This window comes from Pseudomonas sp. M2, from assembly GCF_015751845.1.
GTDB classification, from domain to species: Bacteria; Pseudomonadota; Gammaproteobacteria; order Pseudomonadales; family Pseudomonadaceae; genus Aquipseudomonas; species Aquipseudomonas putida_E.
Genome location: NZ_JADOUD010000001.1, coordinates 4,120,048 through 4,145,716, shown reverse-complemented (window position 1 = coordinate 4,145,716; position 25,669 = coordinate 4,120,048). Strand labels below are relative to the sequence as shown.

Here is a 25,669-nt window from a genome sequence, read left to right as displayed (position 1 = left end):
AGGCCGGCCGCATGGTTATCCGTTACTGACCCTGACTGACCAGGGCTTCTACAGGTTCAATAGTATCCTGCCGCACGGTCGCACCGAACTGCTTGATCATCTGCTGGATCAACGGATCCTGCTCGATCGACGCCACGGCGTCCTGCTGGCGCTCGGCACGCTTGCGCGAGGCTGCCTGGGCCGGGGTTTCCTGCTCGGGCAGGATAAGCTCGATGCGCAGGTTCAGCGTGCGCCCCAGGTGCTGGTTGAGCGCTTCATTCAGCCGGCGTTGCTGGGTGGCGTTGAACAAGGCGCCCTGACCCGGGTCAAGGTGCAGCAGCCAGTCGTCACCGTCTGCAGCCATCAGCGTACAGTTTGCGGCGATGTTGCCTGTCATCCCGGACACAGGCAACTGTGGGAATAATTCCAGCCATTGCAGGGCCAGCCCGGTGGCGGGCTTGGCGGCCGGCAGCGGCTCGGGCGCAGCGATGGGGGCCTCTTCCTGAACGTGCTCGACCAGCTCGTCCAGATAGCTGAAGCCCACCGGGTCGGTTTCGCCGCCATAGTAGTCCTCATCCATCGGTGGCTCGTCATCACGCTCCATGCCCGCCGAGGCGTAGGCAGACGGATCGAATGGCGGCTCGTCATAGGCCGGCTGGGCATCTTGCGGCTCAGCGACTGAGGGCTGGGGCGCGGCAGCCGGCGCAGGCGCAGGCTCCGGCTCCGGCTCAACGGCAACGGGAGCAGGCTTGGCAGCAGGCTCCTCCCAGGGCAGGTCGATGACTTCCTCTTCCGGTGCCGGCTCGGGCTCGGCCAGCTCGGCCTTGGGCTCAGGTTGTGGTGGCGCAGCCGACATTGCCTCGACGGCAGCCGCAGGCTCGGCTTGCGGGGCCGCAACCACTGCAGCGGGTGCTGCGGCAGCAACGACAGGCGCGTCGGGGACCACCGTGGGCGCTGCCACCGGGGTTGCAGGATCAGCTGTGGCCTGGCTGATCCCCACCGGCTTTAGTACCGGTTTCGGCGCATCGTCGCTATCGGCCGGTCGGAACGCCAGCATCCGCAGCAGGACCATTTCGAAACCGCCCCGCGGGTCGGGTGCCAAGGGCAGGTCGCGTCGGCCAATCAGGCCCATCTGGTAATAGAACTGCACATCTTCGGCAGGCAAGGCCGACGCCAGCGCCAGCACTCGGTCGCGATCACCCTGACCATTGTCCACCGCCTCGGGCAGCGCCTGGGCAATGGCGACCCGGTGCAACACATTGAGCATTTCGGCCAGCACGCCACTCCAGTCCGGCCCCTGCTCGGCGAGGTTGCGCACCGCCTCCAGCAGCGCCCGCGCATCCCCTTCCAGCAGCGCCTGCAGCACACCATAGACCTGGCCGTGATCGAGGCTGCCGAGCATGGCCCGCACATCGGCGGCCAACACCCTGCCCTCACCGAACGCGATCGCCTGGTCGGTGAGGCTCATGGCGTCACGCATCGAACCATCGGCAGCGCGGCCCAGCAGCCACAGGGCATCAGGCTCGAACGGAACGTTCTCGGCCTCCAAAACATGACTCAGGTGTTCGACCACCCGCTCCGGGCTCATGTTCTTCAGCGAGAACTGCAAGCAGCGCGACAGGATGGTGGCCGGCAGCTTTTGCGGGTCGGTGGTGGCGAGGATGAACTTGACGTAGGGCGGCGGCTCTTCCAGCGTCTTGAGCAAGGCGTTGAACGAGTGCGTGGACAGCATGTGCACTTCGTCGATCAGGTAGACCTTGAAGCGCCCGCGGCTGGGGGCGTACTGCACGTTGTCGAGCAGTTCGCGGGTGTCCTCGACCTTGGTGCGGCTGGCGGCGTCGATCTCGATCAGGTCGACGAAACGGCCTTCATCGATCTCCCGGCACACCGAACAGGTGCCACATGGCGTGGAGGTGATGCCGGTTTCGCAGTTCAGGCACTTGGCGATAATACGGGCGATGGTCGTCTTGCCCACGCCCCGGGTACCGGTGAACAGGTAGGCGTGGTGCAGGCGCTGATTGTCCAAGGCATTGATCAAGGCCTTCAGCACATGGGCCTGGCCGACCATTTCGCGGAACGAGCGCGGACGCCATTTACGTGCAAGAACCTGATAACTCATCGAAAAACCATCGTAGCCTGATCGAGCGGAAGATCGCTAATGCTAGCGGAGCGGGGCCGAAATTGCACCCTGCGCGCGTCGTCTCAGCGTTGAGGCAGGCGCGTTGTTCAGGGAGGGTACGCCTTTGCAAAATTTGCTGGCCCTCACGATCTTGAGCGAAATTGGACTACAACACTCGCTGCAAGACGGCAGTTTCGCCCCCAACCCAAACCGCACACAATCATGCACGACCCCTGGCACCTTCGCCGCAACAGAATAGACAACCCGATGCATCAGGATGATCGTGAACATCTCGAACTTGAGAAGTTACAAAATGAAGGCCGCAAGTTAAGGGCCGAGGCACAGAAATTTGTAGCAGAAGCGCGTAAGCTCAGGCAGGAGGCGTTCTGGTACCCAATCGCAACGGGTTCAGCAGTTGTCACGACCATCGTTGGCGTAATGGCACTGGCCAGCAAGCTCTGAGCTTCGATTAATCCAGCCACAAGGAGTAGCAAATGCACCACGCCGCCCAGGATCACAATAGGAGATCACTAAATGAAGCGGAAGCGTTCGCTGAAGAAATGCGCAACCTTAGAGCATCTTCGCCATGGACAGGTGTGCTCCTGTTTTACCTCGGCGCGATCTCTACGGGGGTATTGCTGATAGCAGGCATGCTGGTTTTGCGCTCGCTCTGATCCAACTCCCTGCCCTCACACTAACGCAAGCAAACCCGCACTCAAGAACAACCCTACACCAAACACAAAATGCGTGATCAGGCTCTTCAGGCAATTACGCGCTGGCGCAGGCGTTCTGGACGCAAAGAAACCCGCGCCCATCGCCGGCTGCATAAAGCACAAAGGCGCCACGACGGTAACCACACCTATTACCACTGCAGGCAGTAAGGTAGGCGCCAGCAACCAGCCCTCTCCCACCACCACAAGTAGAAACATCGCGAATAGCACACCGATGGCGTAATGAATCCCCCACCCCAACGCCAGTTCATGCCGCACCGGGTCCGCCTTGGCAATCGCTTGATGCCGCAGACGCCCATTCCGCAAATGCCCCGCCCAACGCCCGATCATGGCGAAATTCAGCGTTGCGATACCCAACCGCCTCAGCAGTAACCCCCACAGGTCCATCACTACAGTGGCACCTACGCCAATCGGCAATGCAGCTAGAAACATCGCAGTAAACGTCATTGAACAAGCCCTCGAAGGTTGACGGTCATTACCATGCCACGCAGCATAGAACTTGAAGTCAACTTCAAGTCAAGGGCCCGAAATGGACATTGCCGACGTCGCCAAACGCACAGGCGTACCCGCATCGACACTGCGTTATTACGAGAAGAAAGGCTTACTCAAGTCACTGGCCGGACGCGGCCAGCGGCGACAGTTTGCAGCCGATGTTGCAGACAGGCTGGCACTGATCGCCCTGGGGCAGGCTGCGGGATTTTCTCTGGATGAAGTGGGGGCGATGCTGGTGGACCAGCAGGTCGATCGGCAGATGCTGGCGGCCAAGGCGGACGAACTGGATGCGCGAATCAGGCGGTTGCAAGCGATGAGCAAGGGATTGCGGCATGCGGCGCAGTGTCCTGAACAAGATCATCTGGCATGCCCGAAATTCCAGCGACTGATGAAGCTCTCGGCGGCGGGGCTCGGGAAAAGCAGGGGCTGCACTGCTTTAAAAAGATGATAGCACAATGATTATAATGCGCCACTACTCAGTGTAAAGTTACGCGCCTCGACGCCCAGCCGTGTGCGAGTACAGCACTTACACTTAGGAAATGTTGCATGTCTACAATTAGAAATCTGACCGCTGCCGCCCTGATAGCGCTAACTACTGGTTGCGCTACCGGCCTCAATTCGGCCCAAGAGTCGGAACTTGCCAGCTACCGCGCCAAAAACCTCGCGGTGGAAGAAAAAAGCCCTGGGCTCGCTGCCGGCCTCGGCCTGCTTCCAGGGGGAGGTTCGTTCTATGGTCGCGCATACGGTTTTGGCGTCGTGAACCTGTTGTTCTGGCCTCTTTCCATTCTCTGGGACCCAGTGAGCGGGCATGACGCTGCAGAGTTCATCAACTACCAGGCCACCAAAGCTCACGTTGCAACGCTTAAGAAGCATGACATGGACGAGCTAGATGCCAAGCTGGAGTCCGACGCGATCGACCTCAAGCGGTACACGCTCGACAAACGCAGGATCGATGAAAAGTACAATCTGTAAGGGCTGCCCATCAGCGCAACCCTCGGCATGAGGAATACACATTCCGATGATGCCGCTCAGCGCGGACGTTGAAACCTCTGAGGCCATACATGACGTATGGCTTCTGTCTTGTGGAACTGACATACCATTCAAGGATTATTCGAGTGAACTACTTGCGCGTCTGTTTTAGTGTCCCAAGCGCTCAATTCATTAGCTTATTTTTCACCACGCTCAGCTTTGCCATATGCACTGAGCTGATAATGGCCTCTGCCGTCTTGTTCCACTTGAACGGTTTGGCTGAATGCTCGTTGTTAGCCTTGATGAATTGACGGATCGCCGTTTTCAGATCAGTCACGCTTGTGAAGACCCCGCGATACAGCGCTCGTCTCTTCAATTGCGAAAACCAGCCTTCTACTGCGTTCAACCAAGACGCGCTGGTCGGTGTGAAATGCAGCTTGAAGCGCGGGTGTTTTTCCAGCCAAGCCTTTATCGCAGCAGTTTTGTGGATTGAGCTGTGGTCCAGAATCACATGCAAATCCAGCCCGGCAGGTGTGTTGCTATCAATCTGTCGCAGAAAGTCCAGAAACTCTTTGGCCCGGTGCCGCTGGGTAATCCGGCCCATGACTTCGCCCGTCATGATGTCGAACGCGGCATAGAGACTGGCGGTGCCATGGCGCTTGTAATCATGGGTGCGCTGCTCAATCTGCCCAGGTCGAAGTTGCAGCATTGGCTGAGTACGTTCCAGCTGGGAAATTGCACCGGACTTGACCAACCGTTTGCATCCCACTTGACCACCTGTTTGCATTCGACTTGACCAGCCATTTGCATCGGATGTGACCAGTGTACGGGAACGTCTTGACCGGCAGGAATCGACCCTAAGCGGTCTCTCGCGAAGGGCAGGAATCGGCCAATAGCTGCCTGTCGTAGCAAAACCCTCTGGGATTTAACCATTTCGTAGCGCGTAAGGGCCAGAACTCAGGTGTGCACTCAGAAACTCCAGGCATACCCTGATCTTCATCGACCCAGAAGCCCGAATCGTAGTGACTGCGGACACATCCGCCGGCTGGAAGTGTTCAGGCAGGATGCGAATGAGCGTCCCATTCCTGATGCTCGGGGCCACATCCCAGGTTGATGCCATGATGATGCCGAAACCATCATGTGCCCACTCTCGAACGACATCACTGTGGTTGGACGCCATTGGCCCTGTGACTTTCACCGACTCAAGACCGTTTGGCCCCTCAAGCCGCCATACACCAAAGCTTTGATCCCTCCCACGAAACAACAGACAATCGTGGCGTTGAAGCTCGCTCAGAGAGCTTGGATTACCGCGCTCTTCCAGGTAGCTCGGAGCCGCACAGAGTATCCTCTGGCTTTCCGCGATTTTGTGAATAATCAGATTTTGCTCGTTAACTTCTCCAACTCGGATGTCGATGTCGAACTGCTCGCCAATGAGATCAGTTCGACGGTCAACCAGCTCAAGCCAGACCTCTAATTTTGGATAGCGTTTACGAAGCAAGGCCAGAACTGGAGCGATGTGAAATCGTCCCATTCGCTGGCTTGTGCTGATACGCAACGTGCCTCTGGGCTCGACCCGGTCTCCCAGTGATGTCTCAAGCATTCCATTGACGTTGTCCATGATCGTTTGCGCCCAAACGAGCATCGTCTCGCCATCTTTGGTGATCGAAACCCGCCTGGTTGTCCGGTTAAAGAGCTTGCAGCTAAGCGTTTCCTCCAACGCCAAAACACGCTTGCTGACATGCGCGGGGGAAATTCCAAGCTCTGTCCCGGCAGCGCTAAAACTCCCGCGTTTCGCAATTACGGAGAACAGAAGCAGATCCCTAAGGAAGGGATCATTATTCACTATGGGAGAATTCTGATTTTCCATATGGCTCAATTATAGCCTTAAAGGTTGATAGTAACCTTGATCCTAGCAGATCGAATCACGACCTCAAGACGTCGAGATTCAAAACAATAACGCTCGCGAAGATCAAAGCATGTCCAAAATCAGAATTGCGGTAGCGGGTGCCGGCCTCATCGGTCGACGCCATATCGAACTCATCCAAGCGAGTTCTTCTTGCGAACTGGCAGCCGTTATCGATCCGTTCGAACTTGATGGCTCCTACCTAGACTCGCTGGGCGCCTCGCAGTATGAAAACCTTCTGGCTTGTTTCGCCGAGGACAAGCCTGATGGCGTGATTCTCGCCACTCCAAACGCCCTACATGTCGCACAGACATTGCAGTGCATTGAGGCTGGTGTTGCCGCGCTGATCGAGAAACCGGTGGCGCACAGCGTTGAGGAGGGCAAGCGGTTACTCGCTGTCGCCGATGCAGCTGACGCCAAGCTGCTCGTAGGACATCATCGGGCGCATAGCCCAATTCTTGCCAAGGCGCGAGAGATCATCCGAGACGACATTCTTGGAGACATCGTTGCTGTACAAGGCAGCGCTCTGTTTTACAAACCAGATGACTATTTCGACGCTGCCATCTGGCGACGCCAGGAAGGCGGTGGCCCTATCCTGATCAATATGATCCATGAGATCGGCAACCTGCGTTCGCTGTGCGGTGAAATTGTTGCTGTTCAAGCAATGCAGTCCAGTGTCGCACGTGGATTTCCTGTCGAAGATACCGTGTGTATCGGCCTGCGCTTTGAAAATGGAGCACTCGGTTCCTTCTTGCTTTCCGACAGCACCGGATGTGCCCGCAGCTGGGAACAAACATCACAAGAAAACGCGAGCTATCCGTCCTACGAGGATGAGGATTGCTACGTCATCAGTGGAAAGAACGGCTCACTGTCAGTGCCCACAATGCGTCTCAAATACTACATGAAGGCCGAAGACAGATCATGGTGGAAGCCCTTCCAAACGGGCCAATGCGCTGTAGACCGCAAAGACCCCCTTGAGATCCAGCTTGAGCACTTCTGCAACGTCATACGAGGCACGGAAACGCCTCTGGTCTCCGTGCGCGACGGACTGCGGAATCTGATCATCACTGAGGCTATCTCACAGGCCGCAAAAAGCGGCTCGATCGTAGAAATCGACCGTATTTAAGCCCGGCATGGATTCCAGTCATGCCCTGTTTTACGTGTACCGGGGCGGTTTTTGCTGCCCTGCCAGATCTATAAAAACAATATCTGGAGTAGTCAGATGAACACAGCAACAGCGACAGAGCAGCACCGCTCCAAGCAAGCGAAGAAAGCCACAGCGAGTGGTTGGATTGGCTCCGCGTTGGAGTATTACGACTTTTTCATCTATGCCCAAGCGGCAGCACTGATCTTTCCACAACTCTTCTTCCCCTCAACCGATCCAAAAATTGCCATCGTGGCGGCTATGGCGACTTACGGGGTTGGGTACATTGCTCGCCCTATCGGCGCATTCTTCTTGGGTCACTGGGGTGATACCCGTGGCCGCAAGAACGTACTGCTGCTGTGCATGTTCCTGATGGGATTCGCCACCATGGCGGTAGGCCTGCTGCCGACCTACCATCAGATTGGTATATGGGCACCTATCCTGCTTGTAGTACTGCGACTAGTGCAGGGGTTTGCTGTAGCGGGAGAAATCTCGGGAGCCAGCTCAATGATTCTGGAGCATGCACCCCAAGGGCGAAGAGGATACTTCGGCAGCTACACACTTCAAGGGGTACAGGCAGGTCAGGTACTCGCAGCAGCCATTTTTTTGCCTCTCGCCTATTTCATGTCCGATGAAGCCTTCAATAGCTGGGGCTGGCGCATTCCCTTTCTTTTGAGCGCTGTGGTGCTGATCGCTGGCTTCATCATTCGCCGGGAAGTTGAGGAACCGCCAGTATTCGTAGAGCAAACAACCAAGGATGAGAAGTCTGAATCGCCGATTATCGGAGCCTTCAAACACAGCTGGAGAGGCATGCTGGTTGTAGTTGGGGTTTCGTTGATGAATGTTATTCCAGTCATTACGACCGTGTTCGGAGCGGCCTATGCGGTGCAACCTGCCTATGGCATCGGCTTCGATAAAAGCGTGTACCTGTGGATCCCGGTCGTTGGCAATATCGTGGCCGTGCTGTGCATCCCTTTCGTGGGCAATCTCTCTGACAAGGTTGGGCGCCGCCCTCTGATTATCGCAAGCGCCTTTGGTTGCGGGCTGATGTCCTTTGCCTATCTATACGCAATCAGCATTCACAACCTCCCGCTCGCTTTCGGCGCATCACTGCTGATGTGGGGAATGATCTACCAAGGCTACAACGCGGTGTTCCCATCCTTCTTCCCAGAGCAATTTGAAACGCGCTACCGAGTGTCCGGGATGGCAATTTCGCAAAACAGCGGACTGTTCATCACCGCAATGTTACCTGCTCTGTTTGCCCTGATCGCTGGCCCTGGTACTGAAAACATACCGTTGATTGTCGGTGGGATCGCTTGTGTGTGCACGTTGATAGCTGCCATTGCGGCCTGGTGCGCACCTGAGACCTCTCGAATTCCTACAGCCGACCTCGGTAACCGCGATGCCCAATCCACAGAAGCCGGTGAATATCATAAGGCACGGCTGGCAGCCATGAGTCCCGCAAAGAATTGAAGCGACTCACGAGGATCAAATGATGAACACCATTCTAGTTTTGAACGGCCCTAACCTGAACATGTTGGGACTGAGAGAGCCCGAGGTGTATGGGCGGGAGACATTGGCGGACGTTGAGCAGGCGTGTCGTCAGTACGGCGAAAGACATGGGCTTGTAATTGAGTTTCAGCAAACCAATCACGAAGGGCAAATGATTGAATGGATTCACCAGGCCCGCACAAGGATAGCGGGGATTGTGATCAATCCAGGAGCATGGACTCATACATCGGCCGCCATCCACGATGCGTTGATCGCAGCCGAGGTACCGGTGATTGAGGTTCACATCTCAAATGTCCACAGGCGTGAAGATTTTAGGCACTTTTCCTACGTGTCACGCGTTGCCAAGGGCGTGCTCGCGGGGTTCGGCACCGATGGTTATCGAATGGCGATACAGCACTATGCAAGCTGCCTTAAGCAATAAAAGACCTACCGCGAGGCCTTGACTCAGTAATCTGCTAGCGGTGTATGGTATCTGTTGAATAAGCGCTCTCAATCCACGCTGGCTCATGTCTACGGTGTAGTCGAGTCTGCAAGGATTGATAGTCGCTTGCTGGCACTGCCTAGAGCCAGAAAATGTGGATCACCACGCTTTCAGCCGTTTCCATAGGCAGCTATTGGCGCTGCTCTTCACGAATGGCGGCTTTGGGTCCAGGCTGTGTGAAAACGCCTGCGATTGTCTAACCTTCTGATCGTCGAGATCGCGGCGGGGACGATCATGAAGCGATTCATTAAAGGTGAGTCTCGGACGCAAGTCACGTTGCTGCCGGAGTGCCTGGACGACTACATCACCGAAGAAAACCCAGTTCGGGTAGTCGACGTTTTTGTCGATGAACTCGACCTTGGAACACTCGGGTTCGAGGGTGTCGATCCTGCGGCAACGGGTCGTCCGGCTTACCATCCAGCAGTGCTGCTAAAAATCTACATCTACGGCTATCTCTACCGAATTCAGTCCAGCCGCCGGCTTGAGCGTGAGGCCGAGCGTAATGTCGAGCTGATGTGGCTGACAGGCCGATTGGCGCCTGACTTCAAAACGATTGCCGACTTTCGCCGAGACAATGGTAAAGCCATTCGCAGTGTCTGCCGGCAGTTCGTTGTACTTTGCCGCAACCTCAATCTCTTCTCCCAATCGATCATCGCCATCGACGGCAGCAAATTCAAAGCCGTGAATAACCGCGACCGCAATTTCACTCAAGGCAAAGTGAAGGCGCGCATGCAGCAGATCGAGCAGAGCATCGACCGCTATCTAGCGGCAATGGATTCAGCGGATCGGGCAGCGCCGGAAGTGGCCGAGGCCAAGACTGAGCGGTTGAAAGACAAAGTCGAAAAACTGAAACAGCAGATGCAAAAACTCAAGGACATCGAGGCGCAGCTTCAAGCCAGTCCCGATCAGCAAATCTCGCTTACCGATCCAGATGCCCGTTCAATGGCCACAAGCGGCCGAGGCTCCGGCACAGTTGGGTACAACGTACAAACAGCAGTCGACGACAAACACCATCTGATCATTGCCCATGAGGTGACCAACGTTGGTAATGATCGCGGGCAACTGAGCAATATGGCTAACCAGGCACGGGAAGAAATCGGTGTTGAGGCGCTGACGGTGGTTGCTGATAGAGGCTATTACAAAGGCCCGGAAATCCTTGCTTGCGAGCAAGCTGGCATCACCACCTTTGTACCTAAACCACTGACATCGAGCAGCAAAGCGGAAGGCCGATTCGGCAAGCAGGACTTCATCTACATGGCTGCTTCGGACGAATATCGATGCCCTGCGGGTCAGTTGCTGACGCGCCGGCATTCCTCAGTGGAAGACGGCATGCTACTGCACTGCTACTGGTTTTCAGGATGCCAGAGCTGCTCGATGCAGAAGCAGTGTACGACCGGTAAAGAGCGGCGATTAAAGCGCTGGGAGCATGAAGCCGTAGTCGAAGGAGTGCAGATTCGATTGGAGCATGATCCGGGGAAGATGAAGGTTCGCCGGCAGACGGTGGAGCATCCCTTTGGCACGCTCAAATTCTGGATGGGAAGTACCCACTTCCTGACCAAAACCCTGCCGAGGGTAAGCACCGAAATGAGCCTTCACGTGCTCGCCTACAACCTCAAACGAATGATGAGCATCTTCGGCATCGCAGGGTTACTTGAGGCGATCAGGGCGTAAACCCCGCTGTTTGCTGGCCCGCAAACAGCTATATGGGCCGCTGACGCGGCCCATATAGCGCTGCAAACGTCTTTTTCGCTGGGTGAGGCTATTCGCGCTCTCGCGTGCTGATTCCACAGGCAGTCAGCTCGACTCTGAGTTTTCGATGTATTTACTGCGTTTTCACACAGCCTGGGTCGAAAGCTGCCGGTCAAGATGTAGTCGTGCGCTGGTCACATCCGATGCAAATGGCTGGTCAAGTCGAATGCAAACAGGTGGTCAAATCAGTGCAATTACCCACCAGCGCCTGGATCTGGGTTTTCTCGTCAACCGAGAGTACCGTGGCGTTGTCCGGCGGGCTCAGATAGAGCCTGACGACATCAATAACCTTTTCGGCGAAATGCGGATCATTGCTGGTTTTGAATGTCTTCAGTCGGTGCGGCTTGAGATCGGACGCCGCCCAGATCTGCCGAACTTGCCAGGTAGTAACACACGCGTATTGGCCATCAGCCGAACGCTCCAGTGTGTCGCTCCATTGGGTACCCGCTGAGTGGCCAGGGTCAGAATTTCTCTGACTTTATCAGCTCCCAGCTTCAGCGGCTGGACGCTGCGCGGCAGGTCATTCAGGCCCTCGATGCCCGATTCAAGGTAGCGTTTTCGCCACTTGAACACCGTGGGTGAGGTCATCTGTAACTGCACACATATGGCCTTGGGTGTCACCCCTTCAGCGAGTAAAAGGAGTATCCGCGCCAGTTGCCCGAGGCATTGCTCCAGTGTACTCCTGCGTAGCCAGTGTGAAGCGTAATGACTTCAGCAGGTTGCAGTGAAAAGGAAGCGATGGGTCGAGGCACCCGAGAAACCAGGCGAGGGGTGATGGCAAGCAGTATATCTATTTCGTTAGAAAATGAACTAACCGCTCACGACACTAGCACCATGCACGCAGAACAACAAACCCGAACCTCAGGCACCAGCTTTCGCAGCTTTAGCTAACCTTATTCGTACAGAGCAATTGCTCCTCTGAGCTGATCTGCAAAACCATAGATATCATCAACCGAGGTAATCGGATGGCGAGTTTCGTTCTTCTCAGCATCAAAAAGCCCGATATACTTCTGACTACGATTGAAGTGTAAACGACAAATAGGCTTACGATTGTTGTCATCAAGCAGAATCCCAAAGTAGCTTTGAGTATCTCTTTGCACAATGCGCTTGGCATCGACGACAGCTCGCACTATCGCTTTGACAATGTGGAATCCTTCCAGCTCATCGAGAGTGGTTTGGACTCGATCATCAGCATCCTCTTCAGCCGGCTCGCTTACAGAGCTCTGCTGAACGGCCATCATTGCATAGGAGGGCTCCACAGCCCCGCTCATCGCGGACTTTAAGCGGTCGTTGATCTGATCCCCTAGGAATTGAATTGCTGCCTTCCTAGTCAAGGTGGTGAACTGCTCCCGGACCTTTTGGGTGATAATTCCATCGTACACACGAGCTGCGAAGAACTTAACAAAGTCATCACTTGGCTGACTGAATTGCGCGGCCATTTCCTTCTTGATCTGACCAACATACTTCAATTCGCCAGCGGCATTAATGATTGAGTCGACGTCAAATGCGGACTTCGTCAGCTTCTGAAGCTCGGGTAGCGCATGCTCATCCAGATCCAGAAGGTCCAGCTCAAGGAATGGTTTCTCGTCCATCTTGTTAGGAGCATCGAGGTCGGTGAAGAAGCGGTACACCTGACCATTAGTGAGGATCGAAATACGAGCACTGGTGACGTGGAAATAACGGAAGAGCTGGCTCGCGTGATTGATATGCAACGGCTCACCAATCTTCTTGCACTCAATAAGGATCTGGATTTCGCCATTCTTCATGATGGCATAGTCGATCTTCTCCCCCTTCTTCGTCCCAACGTCGCAGACGTACTCTGGCGTCACCTCAGAGGGGTCGAAGACATCGTAACCTAGGACAGAGTTGATGAAGGGCATAACAAAGGCGATCTTGGTCGCCTCTTCCGTTTGGATTGCAGTCCCCTGCTGGCGGATTTTGGCGGATAACGCGTTCAGTCGCTCTACGAATTCCATGTCTCGCTCCTCGCTCAGATACCACATCCTAGTAGCACTGCTGCCGTACTGGCAATTGCAAATCACTGCGAGAGACAGAAAGAAACCGCCACATAAGCGGATGAGAGGGCAGCGCCGATATTGGCGTAACCGGAGAGGGGTATTGGAGAGGCAAGATGACGAAGCTAGAATGCTCAGCAGAGTGCACCACTTAGGTGTACTAAGGCACTGGTCCACTTCGAGATTTTTAGAGAAAAAAGTCCTTTAGAATTAAGGACTTGCGTAATGGAGGCGGCCCCACCAGCCACACCCCGGCACTCGATGTTCCCGCTATGGCTGCTCCCTTCCGGGCCTGACCAGGTTAACGGGTAATCAATGCGGGGGGACCGATGGGGCCACCACTACGCGGCTCGCCAAGCAGCGAGCCGCGCCATTGTACCGGTCTGGGGCGAAGTTACAACCTTTAACCGGAGAAAAAGTCATCATTTCTCAATGACTTGTCCAGATCGAGATGTCTGGCCCGGCCTCATCGCCGGCAAGCCGGCCCCCACAGGGACCGCACCAAGCCTGAGGGCAACACAATACCTGTGGCCGGCTTGCCGGCGATGGGGCCAGGCCAATCAGATGGCAATGCCCTGCTCGCCCAGGAACACGACGAACGCATCCTCATCCAGCACCTTGACCCCCAGCTCACTGGCCTTGGCCAACTTGGAACCGGCGCCAGGGCCAGCGACCACGCAGTGTGTCTTGCCCGACACCGAACCGGCCACCTTGGCCCCCAGGCTTTCCAGCTTCTCTTTGGCGATGTCGCGGCTCATGCGCTCCAACGTGCCGGTCAGCACCCAGGTCTGACCAGCCAGGGGCAAGCCCTCGGTGACCTTCTTTTCGCTGCTCCAGTGCATGCCGAACGCCAGCAACTGAGCCTCGATGTCTCGGGCCAGTTTCTGGTTGGCCTCGTCCTTGAAAAATTCGCGCACGGCTTCGGCCTGTTTCGCTGCCAGCGCCTGACGCAGGTCGATGCCGTCGGCCGCGATGATCTTGTCCAGGCTGTCCAGCTTGGCGACCAGCTTTTCCGCGCCCGTGGGCCCGACCGAAGCGATGTCGAGCTTGGCGATCATCCCGGCCAGGGTAGTGCTGGCAGCGAATTCGGCAGCCAGCTCACCTTCGTCCTGCAATTGCATGCCGCAACCGAGCAACTGTTCGATGACCTTGCAGTTGTGTTCGTCTTCAAAGAAGTTGTGGATCTCGTAGGCCACTTCCAGACCAATGTCCGGCAGGTACGTCAGCACCTGCGGCAACGCCTGCTGCACCCGGGCCAGGCTGCCCAGCGAACGGGCCAGAACCTTGGCGGTCTCCTCCCCCACATCCGGGATGCCCAGGGCATAGATGAAGCGCGCCAGGCTCGGGCGCTTGCTGGCCTCGATGGCATCCAGCAGTTTCTTGCTGGAGACTTCGGCAAATCCCTCCAGCCCGACGATCTGGTCGAATTGCAGCTTGTAGAGGTCCGCCGGCGAACCGATCAGGCCTTCGTCCACCAACTGCTCGACGCTCTTCTCGCCCAGGCCGTCGATATCCATGGCTCGCCGCGAAACATAGTGAATGATCGCCTGTTTGAGCTGGGCACCACACGCCAGGCGGCCGACACAACGGTACACCGCGCCTTCGCTGGTGGTTTCCTTGCCCTTGCTACGCTTGACCAGCTGAGTACGCTCAACCTGGGAGCCACACACCGGGCACGCGCTTGGCACCTGCACCGGGCGGGCGTCTTCAGGACGGCGTTCAAGCACCACCTGCATGACTTGCGGGATCACGTCACCGGCACGGCGGATAATTACCGTATCGCCGATGCGCAGGCCCAGCCGGGCAATCTCGTCCATGTTGTGCAGGGTGGCGTTGGACACGGTCACGCCAGCCACCTTGACCGGCTTGAGGCGTGCAACCGGCGTGACCGCACCGGTACGCCCGACCTGGAATTCCACATCCAGCACCTCGGTGAGCTCTTCCATGGCCGGGAACTTATGGGCGATGGCCCAACGCGGCTCGCGGGCGCGAAAGCCCAGCTCGCGCTGGGAGGCCAGGCTGTTGACCTTGAACACCACCCCATCGATTTCGTACGGCAGGCTGTTGCGCCGCTCGCCGATATCGCGGTAGTAAGCCAGACACTCCTCGATACCAGCCGCATGCCTGAGCTCGCGACTGATCGGCAAGCCCCATGCCTTGAGCTGCTCGAGGATACCGATGTGGCTCTCGCCAATGCTTGCCGAGACCTGGCCAACGCCATAGCAGCAGAATTCCAGCGGGCGGCTGGCGGTGATCTTCGAGTCCAACTGGCGCAGGCTGCCGGCAGCTGCGTTGCGCGGGTTGGCGAAGGTCTTGCCCCCGGCTTCGGCCTGTGCGGCATTGAGGCGATCGAACCCCGCCTTGCTCATGAACACTTCACCACGCACTTCGAGCACAGCCGGCCAACCTTTGCCCTGCAGCTTGAGCGGGATGTTGCGCACGGTACGCACGTTCGCGCTGATGTCTTCGCCGGTGGTGCCGTCACCCCGGGTCGCGCCCTGGACCAGTTGGCCATCGCGATAGAGCAGGCTCACCGCCAGGCCATCGAGCTTGGGCTCGCAGCTGTAGTCGACCGCGCCCGGCTGGTCGAGGCCTTCCACCACACGGCGGCCGAACTCACGCAGGTCGGCTTCCTCGAAGGCGTTGCCCAGGCTGAGCATGGGCACTTCGTGGCGCACCTGGCTGAACGCGGCCAGGGCAGCGCCGCCGACGCGTTGAGTGGGCGAGTCGGGAGTGATCAGGTGAGGATGTTCGGCTTCGAGGGCTTTGAGCTCGTTGAACAGGCGGTCGTACTCGGCGTCCGGCACGCTGGGCTCGTCGAGTACGTAGTAGCGGTAGTTGTGCTGGTCGAGTTCGGCGCGCAGTGCGTGGATTCGGGATTCGGCGTTCATTCTTCAGGTTCTCTTGCAAAGCAAAAGAGCAGCCCTAGGCTCAATGCCAGTCAGTTAAACGATTTGGGGCCGCTTTGCGGCCCATCGCCGGCAAGCCAGCTCCCACAGGCACAGCGCAGACCTCAAGAACTGCATGGTATCTGTGGGAGCCGGCTTGCCGGCGATGGGCTGCGAAGCAGCCCTGGTAACGCTAACTGACTGGCATTAGCCCCAGGCTGCTCTTGCGCTTGAAACGAAGCGAGCAAGACCAGGGCATGGTCCGCTCGCTCAATGACATCAGCGTTTCTGGGTCAGCGCGCGGCGCTCGAACTCGACGATGCGCTGGCGGTAATGCTCGATGGTCTGGGCGGTGAGCACGCTGCGCTGGTCATCCTTGAGCTCGCCATTGAGCTCGTGGGCCAGCTTGCGCGCCGCAGCGACCATCACATCGAAGGCCTGTTTCGGATGACGCGGCCCTGGCAACCCGAGGAAGAAACTCACCGCACGGGTGCTGAAGTGGTCGATGTCGTCCAGGTCGAAAATGCCGGGTTTGACCGCGTTGGCCATGGAGAACAGGACTTCGCCGTGACCGGCCATGCTTTCGTGACGGTGGAAAATGTCCATTTCACCGAAGCGCAAACCGCTTTCAAGAATATTCTGCAGCAGCGCCGGGCCCTTGAAGCCACCTTCGTCGCGGGAGATCACGCTGATCACCAGCACCTCTTCGACCGGCGGCAGCTCCTTGGCAGCACCGCCCGCATCAGCAAAACCACTGTTGCGGTTGTTGTCGCCAGCAAAATCGTCATCGGCATCGGCGAACAGGTCGGGCTCGCGCTGCTCGGCCACCAGGTCCAGGTCGCCCTGCGGCTGCAGTTCAGCGGCACGTTTACCACGCTTGCTGGCCTTGGCCGGTTTCTGCTCGCGCTCGCGTTCACGCGCCGGCGCACTGAGCGACGGCAGGTCGCTTTCGTCCAGCTCCGGTTCCTTCTGGGTATCGAGCACCCGCGACGGGCCGAGCACCTCAGCGCTGCCTTCCTCGTCCGGGAGGTTGGAATAACTGCGATCCAGACGGAATTTCAACTTGCCTTTTCCGCCGCGCATACGGCGCCAGCCGTCGAAAAGAATACCGGCGATGACAATGATGCCGATGAGGATCAGCCACTCGCGCAGACCGATTTCCATGTAATCCCGTGCCTCTATAAAAATATGCTTGAAAACAAAGGCTTCAAAGCCCTTTAACACGTGGCGCCAACTCTATGTTCTGACAGGCGTTTTACCCACGCAAAAAACGAGTGACATTAAGCTAGCACGACCAAAGACAACTTTACACCGTCTGTCGCACATGGCGGGGGCATTTACCTGCACAATCCGCCTTCTCTTCGCTCATCAGGCGTCGACCATGGCCAATGCCTCCTCCACATCCACTGCAACAAGACGTGAACACCCAGGCTCATGCATGGTTACCCCCATCAATTGATCCGCCATCTCCATGGCAATCTTGTTATGGGTGATGTAGATGAACTGCACGCTTTCACTCATTTCCTTGACCAACCGGGCATACCGGCCGACGTTGGCATCGTCCAGCGGCGCATCGACCTCGTCGAGCATGCAGAACGGTGCGGGGTTCAACTTGAAGATGGCAAACACCAGCGCCAATGCGGTCAGTGCCTTCTCGCCGCCGGACAGCAAATGGATGGTGCTGTTCTTCTTGCCCGGTGGGCGCGCCATGATCGTCACCCCTGTATCGAGTAGATCTTCGCCCGTCAGTTCCAGATAAGCGCTGCCACCACCGAAAACTTTTGGGAAAAGTGCCTGTAATCCGGCATTTATCTGATCAAAGGTATCCTTGAAGCGGTTGCGGGTTTCCTTGTCGATCTTGCGGATGACGTTTTCAAGCGTCTCCAGCGCCTCGACCAGATCGGCGTCCTGGGCATCAAGGTAGCGCTTGCGCTCGGACTGCTGTTCGTACTCCTCGATCGCGGCCAGGTTGATCGCGCCCAAACGCTGAATACGGGCGTCGATCTGTTCCAGCTCCTGCTCGGTACCCTGTTCGCTGGCCTCGGCCTCGACGGTGGCAAGCACACCCTGCAAATCGTAGCCGTCAGCCAGCAATTGCTCCTGCAAGGTCTTGCGCCGCACATCCAGCCCCTGGCACTCCAAGCGCATCTGCTCGAGCTGGCCACGCAGCAACTGCGCCTGCTGCTCGGCCTGGGTGCGACGCTTTTCGGCGTCGCGCAGGGCGCGATCGGCTTCGTCCATGTGCAGACGCGCCTGGCGCATTTCTTCGTCGACGCTCATGCGCCGCTCAAGCAGCTCTTCCAGCTTCAGGCGCAGCTCTTCCAGCGGTGCCTCGCCCTCCTCCAGGTTCAGGCTCAGCTGCTCCTGCCGCTCGCTCAGGCGTGCCGCCTGCAGCTCCAGGCGTTCCAGTGCCTGGCGGGTCGAGTCGTGCTGGGCGCGCAGTGATCCCAGGCGCACAGCCAACTGGTGAGCGTGATCCTTGTGCTGGCGAGCTTCCTGGCGGATCCGGTCAAGGCCTTCGCGCAGGGTATCGCGGCGGGCCATCAACTGTTCGCGTTGCTCGGTGTCCTGGGCCATCAGGTCCAGGGCCTCTTGCAGCACAAGGCGGGCTTCGCCCAGTTGCTCATGCTCCAGAGCGCGCTGCTCCTGAAGTTCGCTCAATTCTTCCTGCAGCCGGCGCCGACGCAGCTCCACCTGTTCGGCACGGGCCCGGCCTGCCGAAAGGCTGGCCTTGAGCTCGCCATGCTGGCGGCTCTCTTCCTGGGTGCTACGGCGTAGCTGCTCGCGCTGCTCTTCCAGGCCCAGTTGCTGCTCACGCAAGGCTTGCAGCTGTTGCTCCATCTGCTCCAGCGTAGCTTCCAGCTCCAGCTGCTCCTGGCCGAGGCGCTCGATTTCCTGGCCCCGCGCCAGCACCCCACCCTGGGATTCGCCCCCCCGGCTGACGCGTAAAAAATGCCGACCAACCCAGTAACCATCGCGGCTGACCAGGCTCTGGCCTTCGCCAAGCCCGGCGCGTTCAGCGAGGGCTTGAGCCAGGTCTTCAACTGGCCGGACCTGGGCCAGCCAAGGGGCCAGGTCGGTGTGCCCCTCGACTTTGTCGAGCAAGCTGCCGGGCCGGCGTGCACCTTCCTGCCCCGCCACCAACAGACGCAGCTCGCCTTGCTCCAGCTCGGCAAAATCCAGGCCGGTGAAGTCCTCCACCAGCACGGCCTGCAGGTCAGCGCCCAACACGGTTTCCACCGCCAGCTCCCAACCCGGTTCCACACGCAGCCCTTGCGCCAGGCGCGGCCGCTGCTCCAGACCTTGCCCGCGCAGCCACTCGGCAGCACCGGCCCCGGGCTCGAGCGCGGCCTGTTGCAGTGCCTCCAGGGATGCCAGACGGCCCCCCAGGCGCTGCAAGTCGCCTTGCTGTTGCTGCTGAGCCTGGGCCGCCTGCTGCAATTGCGCGCGTACGCCCTCCAGGCGCTCGACCACCTGCTCTTCGGACAGCTGCAGCTCTTCAAGCAGCATCTCGCTGGCAGCCAACTGCTCGGCCAGCTCAAGCATGGCGCCGTCCTGCGGGTCAGCGCCCAACTGGTCGCGCTCCTCGCTCAACTTGCGCTGGCGCTCGGCCATGCGCTCCAGGCTGGCTTCAAGTTGCTGCAGGCGCGACTGCTGCACCTCGGCCTGGCGCCGCGGCTCGGCGGAGCGGGTGTTGAAGCTGTCCCACTGCTCCTGCCAGCCGTGCATGCCCAACTCGGCTTCTTCGAGGGTGGCGGCAGCCTCTTGGGCTGCGGCCAAGGTCATTTCCTGCTCCGGTTCGAGCATCGCCAGCTCTTCACCGAGAGTCGCCAGCAGGGTGCGGTCATGCCCCAGGTGCGACTCGGTTTCCTGGCGCGTGCGCTCAGCTTCCTTCAGGTCGTCCTGCAATTGGCGCAGGCGCTGCTGGCCGTGCTGAATGCTCTGCTCGACCCGGGCAATGTCACCGGCCACCGAATAGAAGCGCCCCTGCACCTGGTTGAAGCGCTCAGACAGTTCGTGATGGCCGTCACGCAGCCGCTCGATGCTCGCATCGGCATTGCGCTGTTCGGCAACCAGCGCCTCATGGGCCACATCCTGATCGCCAATCACCGACTCGCGCTGGCGTACGCGTTCATCCAGGTCACGCCAGCGCAGCGCCGCCAAGCGTGCTTTGAGCTGCCGTTCCTGGGCCTTGTACTCACGGTATTTCTCAGCGGCCTGCGCCTGGCGGTGCAGGCGTTCGAGCTGGCGCTCGAGCTCATCGCGCAGGTCGGTCAGGCGCGCCAGGTTCTCCTGGGTGCGGCGGATGCGGCTTTCGGTCTCGCGGCGGCGCTCCTTGTACTTGGAGATGCCCGCCGCCTCTTCGATGAAGTTGCGCAGCTCCTCGGGCTTGGCCTCGATCAGCTTGGAGATCATGCCCTGTTCGATGATCGAGTAGCTGCGCGGGCCCAGGCCGGTGCCGAGGAAGATGTCGGTGATGTCGCGGCGGCGGCATTTGGTGCCGTTCAGGTAATAGGTGTTCTGCCCGTCACGGGTGACCTTGCGGCGGATGGAGATTTCCGCATAGGCGGCATATTCGCCCAGCAGCGTGGTCTCGCTGTTGTCGAAGATCAGCTCGATGCTGGCCTGGCTGACCGGTTTGCGGCTGGTGGAGCCGTTGAAGATGACATCGGTCATCGACTCGCCACGCAGGTTCTTCGCCGAGCTTTCGCCCATCACCCAGCGCACCGCATCGATGATGTTGGACTTGCCGCAGCCATTGGGCCCGACCACGGCCGCCATGTTGCTGGGGAAGTTGACGGTGGTCGGGTCGACGAACGACTTGAAACCGGCCAGGCGAATGCACTTCAGGCGCATCGGTCAGCCTCGGGCCAGCGCCGCCAGCACCAGCTCGCAACTGCGCTGGCAATAGGCGGTGAGTACCTCGCGGATGCGCGGCAGATCACGGGCGACCACGGCGTCGAGCAGGTGGGCGAACAGGTCAAGGTAATCGAGCATGTTGGCCTGGCGCTGGTCGAGGGCCAGATAATAGGCCCGGCTCATGGCCGGCTGCAGGTTTTCGACGGTTTCCTGCAGGTAAGGATTGTCGGCAAACGGATAGGCGGCGCGCATCACGGCAAAACTGTCGGCGACGAAGGCCTTGATGTCACCTTGTTCACGGGCCTGCTGCAGGCGTTGCTGGATGTCCAGGAACGGGCGCAGGTCTGCGTCGGTGCGCCATTTCTGCGCAACGGCGTTACCCAGCAGAATGTAGAACTCGCCCATGAGGGCGCACAGGCTGCGCACGCTGCGCTCGTCGAGCCTGGTCACATGGGCGCCGCGGCGCGGCAGGATCGCAACCAGATGACGACGTTCGAGGATCAACAACGCTTCACGCACCGAGCCGCGGCTGACATTCAACGCTTGGGTGACCTTCTGCTCCTGGATGCGCTCACCCGGCTCGAGCTCGCCGCGGATGATGCGTTCGGCCAGGTAGTCGGCAATCTGCTCGGAGAGGCTGTCCGGCGCCTTGAACGTCATGGTTTTCCTTCAAAATCATTGAACTGGGCACAAGCGGACGATTGTAGCGCACTTGGCCAGCAGTCGCGCAGAGGGGCGACAGCCTTTATTTGAGCCGCCAGACAACGGTCAAGGCGGCCCGATCTATGCTTTGTATATGGGCAGGCTGGGCGGCCAGACTACCGTGCGGAGAATTTCTTGACCTTCAAGTCAGAAAATTATTGACCATCGTGTCAGCTCTGCTTATTGTCCGCTCAACAACAATAAAACCATTGCGAGGCCATCCCCGTGATCCAGTTTCTCGTCAACCAGGAGCTGCGCAGCGAGCACGCCCTGGACCCGAACATGACGGTGCTGCAGTACCTGCGTGAGCACCTGGGCAAACCCGGCACCAAAGAAGGCTGCGCCAGCGGCGACTGCGGCGCCTGCACCGTGGTGGTCGGCGAGCTGACCCAGGATGATCAAGGCCAGGACAGCCTGCGCTACCGCAGCCTCAACTCCTGCCTGACCTTCGTTTCGTCGCTGCACGGCAAGCAACTGATCAGCGTCGAGGGCCTCAAGCACCAGGGCGAACTGCACAGCGTGCAACAAGCCATGGCCGACTGCCACGGTTCACAATGCGGCTTCTGTACCCCAGGCTTCGTCATGTCGCTGTTCGCCCTGCAGAAAAACAGCCAGGGCCACGACCTGCATCAGGCCCAGGAGGCGCTGGCTGGCAACCTGTGCCGCTGCACCGGCTACCGGCCGATTCTCGATGCTGCCGAACAGAGCTGCCGCCAACCCTGCCGTGATCAGTTCGACGCGCAAAAAGCGCAGACCATCAGCCGCCTGAAAGCCATCACACCAACCCAGACCGGCGAGCTCAACAGCGGCGACAAGCGCTGCCTGGTGCCGCTGACCGTGGCCGACCTCGCCGACCTGTACAGCTCGCACCCCGAAGCGCGCTTGCTGGCAGGCGGCACCGACCTGGCACTGGAAGTCACCCAATTCCACAAGACCTTGCCGGTCATGATCTATGTCGGCCACGTGGCCGAACTCAAACGCATCGACAAGACCGCCAGCCACCTGGAAATCGGCGCCGCCACGCCGCTCACCGATTGCTATGGCGCGCTCAACGAGGAATACCCCGATTTCGGCGACCTGCTGCACCGCTTTGCATCGCTGCAGATCCGCAATCAGGGCACCCTCGGCGGCAACATCGGCAACGCCTCACCGATTGGCGACTCACCGCCCTTGCTGATCGCCCTCGATGCGCAGATCGTTCTGCGCCAGGGCGACCGCCAGCGCACGATGCCGCTGGAGGACTACTTCATCGACTACCGCATCACTGCCCGCCAGGACAGCGAATTCATCGAGAAGATCATCGTACCGCGTGCCAGCAATGACTGGGCATTCCGCGCCTATAAAGTCTCCAAGCGCCTGGATGACGACATCTCGGCCGTGTGCGGCGCCTTCAATCTGAGCATCGAAGACGGCGTGGTCAGCGGCGTGCGCATTGCCTTTGGTGGCATGGCCGCGATCCCCAAACGTGCCCGCGCCTGTGAAGCAGCCCTGCGCGGCAAGCCCTGGAACCAGGCGAGCCTGGAGCGCGCCTGCCAGGCCCTGGCCGAGGACTTCACCCCGCTCAGCGACTTCCGCGCCAGCAAGGAATACCGCCTGCTGACCGCGCAGAACCTGCTGCGCAAGTACTTCATCGAACAGCAAACGCCGCACATCGAAACCCGGGTGACCGACTATGTCTAACCATCACGCCGTCAAGAGCCAGGCCGAGATGGCCGAACTGTTCAGCCAGGACCTGACCACCGGGGTCGGCCGCAGCGTCAAGCACGACAGCGCCGATAAGCACGTGGCAGGTGAAGCGGTGTACATCGACGACCGCCTGGAGTTTCCCAACCAGTTGCACGTCTATGCGCGCACCGCCGACCGTGCCCACGCACGCATCCTGCGCATCGATACCACACCTTGCTATGCCTTCGAAGGGGTGCGCATCGCCATCACCCACGAGGACATCCCTGGCCTGAAAGACATAGGCCCGGTGGTGGCCGGTGACCCGCTGCTGGCTATCGACAAGGTCGAGTTCTTCGGCCAGCCGGTGCTCGCCGTGGCCGCGCGCGACCTGGACACTGCGCGCCGTGCAGCAATGGCGGCGATCATCGAATACGAAGACCTGGAGCCGGTACTGGACGTGGTCGAGGCATTACGCAAGAAGCACTTCGTACTCGACAGCCACACCCACCAGCGCGGTGATTCGGCCACTGCCCTGGCCAGCGCCCCGCACCGCCTGCAGGGCACCCTGCATATCGGCGGCCAGGAGCATTTCTACCTGGAGACGCAGATTTCCTCGGTAATGCCCACCGAAGACGGCGGCATGATCGTCTTCTGCTCCACGCAAAACCCTACCGAAGTGCAGAAGCTGGTCGCCGAAGTGCTCGACGTGCCGATGAACAAGGTGGTGCTCGACATGCGCCGCATGGGCGGCGGCTTCGGCGGCAAGGAAACCCAGGCCGCCAGCCCGGCCTGCCTGTGCGCGGTGATCGCACGCCTGACCGGCCAGCCGACCAAGATGCGCCTGCCGCGTGTCGAAGACATGATGATGACCGGCAAGCGCCACCCCTTCTATGTCGAGTACGACGTCGGCTTCGATGACGACGGGCGCCTGCAAGGCATCAACATGGACCTGGCCGGCAACTGCGGCTACTCGCCCGACCTTTCCGGCTCGATCGTCGACCGTGCCATGTTCCACTCCGACAACGCCTACTACCTGGGCGATGCCACCGTGCACGGCCACCGCTGCAAGACCAATACCGCCTCCAACACCGCCTACCGCGGCTTCGGCGGCCCACAAGGCATGGTTGCCATCGAGCAGGTGATGGACCACATTGCGCGTCACCTGGGCCGTGACCCGCTGGCAGTGCGCAAGGCCAACTACTACGGCAAGACCGAGCGCAACGTCACCCACTATTACCAGACCGTCGAGCACAACATGCTCGAGGAGATGACGGCCGAGCTGGAAGCCAGCAGCGACTACGCAGAACGCCGCGAATCGATCCGCCGCTTCAACGCCAACAGCCCAGTCCTCAAGAAAGGCCTGGCGCTGACCCCGGTCAAGTTCGGCATCTCGTTCACCGCCACCTTCCTCAACCAGGCCGGCGCGCTGATCCATATCTACACCGATGGCAGCATCCACCTGAACCACGGCGGCACCGAGATGGGCCAGGGCCTGAACACCAAGGTGGCCCAGGTCGTTGCACAGATTTTCCAGGTTGATTTCAGCCGCATCCAGATCACCGCCACCAATACCGACAAGGTGCCCAACACCTCGCCAACGGCGGCATCCAGCGGCGCCGACCTGAACGGCAAAGCGGCGCAGAATGCCGCCGAGATTCTCAAAAAGCGCCTGACCGAGTTCGCCGCGCGGCATTATCAGGTTACCGAGGAGGACGTCGAGTTCCGCAACGGCCATGTGCGCGTACGCGACCAGATCGTCAGCTTCGAACAACTGGTGCAGCAGGCATACTTCGCCCAGGTGTCGCTGTCGAGTACCGGCTTCTACCGCACGCCGAAGATCTTCTATGACCGCAGCCAGGCACGCGGCCGGCCGTTCTACTACTTCGCCTTCGGCGCCGCCTGCGTCGAAGTGGTCGTCGATACCCTGACCGGCGAGTACAAGATGTTGCGCGCCGACATCCTGCACGACGTCGGCGATTCGCTGAACCCGGCCATCGACATTGGCCAGGTGGAAGGCGGTTTCATCCAGGGCATGGGTTGGCTGACCACCGAAGAGCTGGTGTGGAATGCCAAGGGCAAGCTGATGACCAATGGCCCGGCCAGCTACAAGATCCCGGCCGTGGCCGACATGCCGCTGGACCTGCGGGTGAAACTGGTGGAAAACCGCAAGAACCCGGAAGACACCGTGTTCCACTCCAAGGCGGTTGGCGAGCCACCGTTCATGCTCGGCATCGCCGCCTGGTGCGCGATCAAGGATGCCGTGGCCAGCATTGCCGATTACCGGCTGCAACCGAACATCGACGCACCGGCGACACCGGAGCGGGTGCTGTGGGGGTGCGAGCAGATGCGCAAGCAAGTAACTGCCGCGCAGCCTGCCTTGCAGGAACTGGAAACCTCCACTCACTGACGCCGCAGACCTGTGTAGGAGCGGCCTTGTGTCGCGAAAGGGCTGCGCAGCGG

The 25,669-nt window shown here is 59.3% G+C and carries 18 protein-coding genes, 1 other RNA gene and 2 pseudogenes; 10 read left to right on the top strand and 11 right to left on the bottom strand.

From position 1 onward, the window contains the following. Positions 1-22: 22 nt before the first annotated feature. A complete protein-coding gene (gene dnaX / locus IWW33_RS19345; RefSeq protein WP_174142617.1) occupies positions 23-2,098 on the bottom strand; it encodes a DNA polymerase III subunit gamma/tau in 2,076 nt (691 codons plus the stop codon). Positions 2,099-2,365: 267 nt separating this feature from the next. Here dnaX and IWW33_RS19340 point away from each other — a divergent pair, with 267 nt between their 5' ends. Together IWW33_RS19340 and IWW33_RS19335 are read left to right on the top strand one after the other, a co-directional pair. After that, positions 2,366-2,560: a hypothetical protein gene (locus IWW33_RS19340; protein WP_020193510.1), complete on the top strand. Its 195-nt coding sequence runs from the start codon at positions 2,366-2,368 to the stop codon at positions 2,558-2,560. Positions 2,561-2,592: 32 nt separating this feature from the next. Beyond that, positions 2,593-2,772: a hypothetical protein gene (locus tag IWW33_RS19335; RefSeq protein WP_115274244.1), complete on the top strand. Its 180-nt coding sequence runs from the start codon at positions 2,593-2,595 to the stop codon at positions 2,770-2,772. Between the two features lie 15 nt (positions 2,773-2,787). Here the strand turns inward: IWW33_RS19335 and IWW33_RS19330 are convergent, their stop codons facing one another. After that, positions 2,788-3,276 (bottom strand): DUF2938 domain-containing protein, encoded by a 489-nt coding sequence (locus tag IWW33_RS19330; RefSeq protein WP_115274243.1) that lies wholly within the window; start codon positions 3,274-3,276, stop codon positions 2,788-2,790. 82 nt (positions 3,277-3,358) lie between these two features. Between IWW33_RS19330 and IWW33_RS19325 the strand changes: the two genes are divergently transcribed. Continuing rightward, a complete protein-coding gene (locus IWW33_RS19325) occupies positions 3,359-3,769 on the top strand; it encodes a helix-turn-helix domain-containing protein (protein ID WP_115274242.1) in 411 nt (136 codons plus the stop codon). 98 nt (positions 3,770-3,867) lie between these two features. Further along, positions 3,868-4,293, top strand: a complete 426-nt coding sequence (locus IWW33_RS19320) for a hypothetical protein (protein ID WP_125924648.1) — start codon at positions 3,868-3,870, stop codon at positions 4,291-4,293. A gap of 181 nt (positions 4,294-4,474) precedes the next feature. Here IWW33_RS19320 and IWW33_RS19315 read toward each other — a convergent pair. Then, positions 4,475-5,017 (bottom strand): annotated as a pseudogene (locus tag IWW33_RS19315) (IS630 family transposase); the annotation flags it as partial. A 198-nt stretch (positions 5,018-5,215) separates the two neighbouring features. Continuing rightward, positions 5,216-6,157, bottom strand: a complete 942-nt coding sequence (locus IWW33_RS19310; RefSeq protein WP_115274440.1) for a LysR family transcriptional regulator — start codon at positions 6,155-6,157, stop codon at positions 5,216-5,218. Between the two features lie 109 nt (positions 6,158-6,266). Here IWW33_RS19310 and IWW33_RS19305 point away from each other — a divergent pair, with 109 nt between their 5' ends. The 4 genes from IWW33_RS19305 to IWW33_RS19290 all read left to right on the top strand — a co-directional run bounded on the left by IWW33_RS19305 (position 6,267) and on the right by IWW33_RS19290 (position 11,001). After that, complete coding sequence (locus IWW33_RS19305) at positions 6,267-7,319, top strand: Gfo/Idh/MocA family oxidoreductase (protein WP_115274439.1); 1,053 nt, start codon at positions 6,267-6,269, stop codon at positions 7,317-7,319. Between the two features lie 96 nt (positions 7,320-7,415). After that, positions 7,416-8,810: an MFS transporter gene (locus IWW33_RS19300; protein ID WP_115274438.1), complete on the top strand. Its 1,395-nt coding sequence runs from the start codon at positions 7,416-7,418 to the stop codon at positions 8,808-8,810. Between the two features lie 19 nt (positions 8,811-8,829). Continuing rightward, positions 8,830-9,270, top strand: a complete 441-nt coding sequence (gene aroQ, locus IWW33_RS19295; protein ID WP_115274437.1) for a type II 3-dehydroquinate dehydratase — start codon at positions 8,830-8,832, stop codon at positions 9,268-9,270. A 294-nt stretch (positions 9,271-9,564) separates the two neighbouring features. Further along, positions 9,565-11,001 (top strand): IS1182 family transposase, encoded by a 1,437-nt coding sequence (locus IWW33_RS19290; RefSeq protein ID WP_174142656.1) that lies wholly within the window; start codon positions 9,565-9,567, stop codon positions 10,999-11,001. A 280-nt stretch (positions 11,002-11,281) separates the two neighbouring features. Here IWW33_RS19290 and IWW33_RS19285 read toward each other — a convergent pair. The 7 genes and pseudogenes from IWW33_RS19285 to IWW33_RS19255 all read right to left on the bottom strand — a co-directional run. Continuing rightward, positions 11,282-11,831 (bottom strand): annotated as a pseudogene (locus IWW33_RS19285) (IS630 family transposase); the annotation flags it as partial. Positions 11,832-11,972: 141 nt separating this feature from the next. Next, positions 11,973-13,055, bottom strand: coding sequence for a type I restriction endonuclease (locus tag IWW33_RS19280; RefSeq protein ID WP_115274216.1), 1,083 nt, complete (start codon positions 13,053-13,055; stop codon positions 11,973-11,975). Positions 13,056-13,329: 274 nt separating this feature from the next. Further along, positions 13,330-13,426, bottom strand: an RNA gene (gene ffs, locus IWW33_RS19275) — signal recognition particle sRNA small type. Between the two features lie 228 nt (positions 13,427-13,654). Continuing rightward, a complete protein-coding gene (ligA, locus tag IWW33_RS19270; RefSeq protein WP_174142602.1) occupies positions 13,655-15,985 on the bottom strand; it encodes an NAD-dependent DNA ligase LigA in 2,331 nt (776 codons plus the stop codon). Positions 15,986-16,261: 276 nt separating this feature from the next. After that, positions 16,262-17,146 (bottom strand): cell division protein ZipA, encoded by an 885-nt coding sequence (zipA, locus tag IWW33_RS19265; protein WP_115274215.1) that lies wholly within the window; start codon positions 17,144-17,146, stop codon positions 16,262-16,264. Between the two features lie 204 nt (positions 17,147-17,350). Next, positions 17,351-20,839 (bottom strand): chromosome segregation protein SMC, encoded by a 3,489-nt coding sequence (smc, locus tag IWW33_RS19260; protein WP_174142601.1) that lies wholly within the window; start codon positions 20,837-20,839, stop codon positions 17,351-17,353. A gap of 3 nt (positions 20,840-20,842) precedes the next feature. Then, positions 20,843-21,502, bottom strand: coding sequence for a GntR family transcriptional regulator (locus tag IWW33_RS19255; protein ID WP_012315435.1), 660 nt, complete (start codon positions 21,500-21,502; stop codon positions 20,843-20,845). Between the two features lie 267 nt (positions 21,503-21,769). On the opposite strand from IWW33_RS19255, the gene xdhA reads away from it, so the two are divergent. Continuing rightward, positions 21,770-23,224, top strand: a complete 1,455-nt coding sequence (xdhA, locus tag IWW33_RS19250) for a xanthine dehydrogenase small subunit (protein ID WP_174142600.1) — start codon at positions 21,770-21,772, stop codon at positions 23,222-23,224. After that, a complete protein-coding gene (xdhB, locus tag IWW33_RS19245) occupies positions 23,217-25,616 on the top strand; it encodes a xanthine dehydrogenase molybdopterin binding subunit (protein ID WP_046785305.1) in 2,400 nt (799 codons plus the stop codon). The genes xdhA and xdhB overlap by 8 nt, the downstream gene beginning before the upstream one ends. Positions 25,617-25,669: the final 53 nt, after the last annotated feature.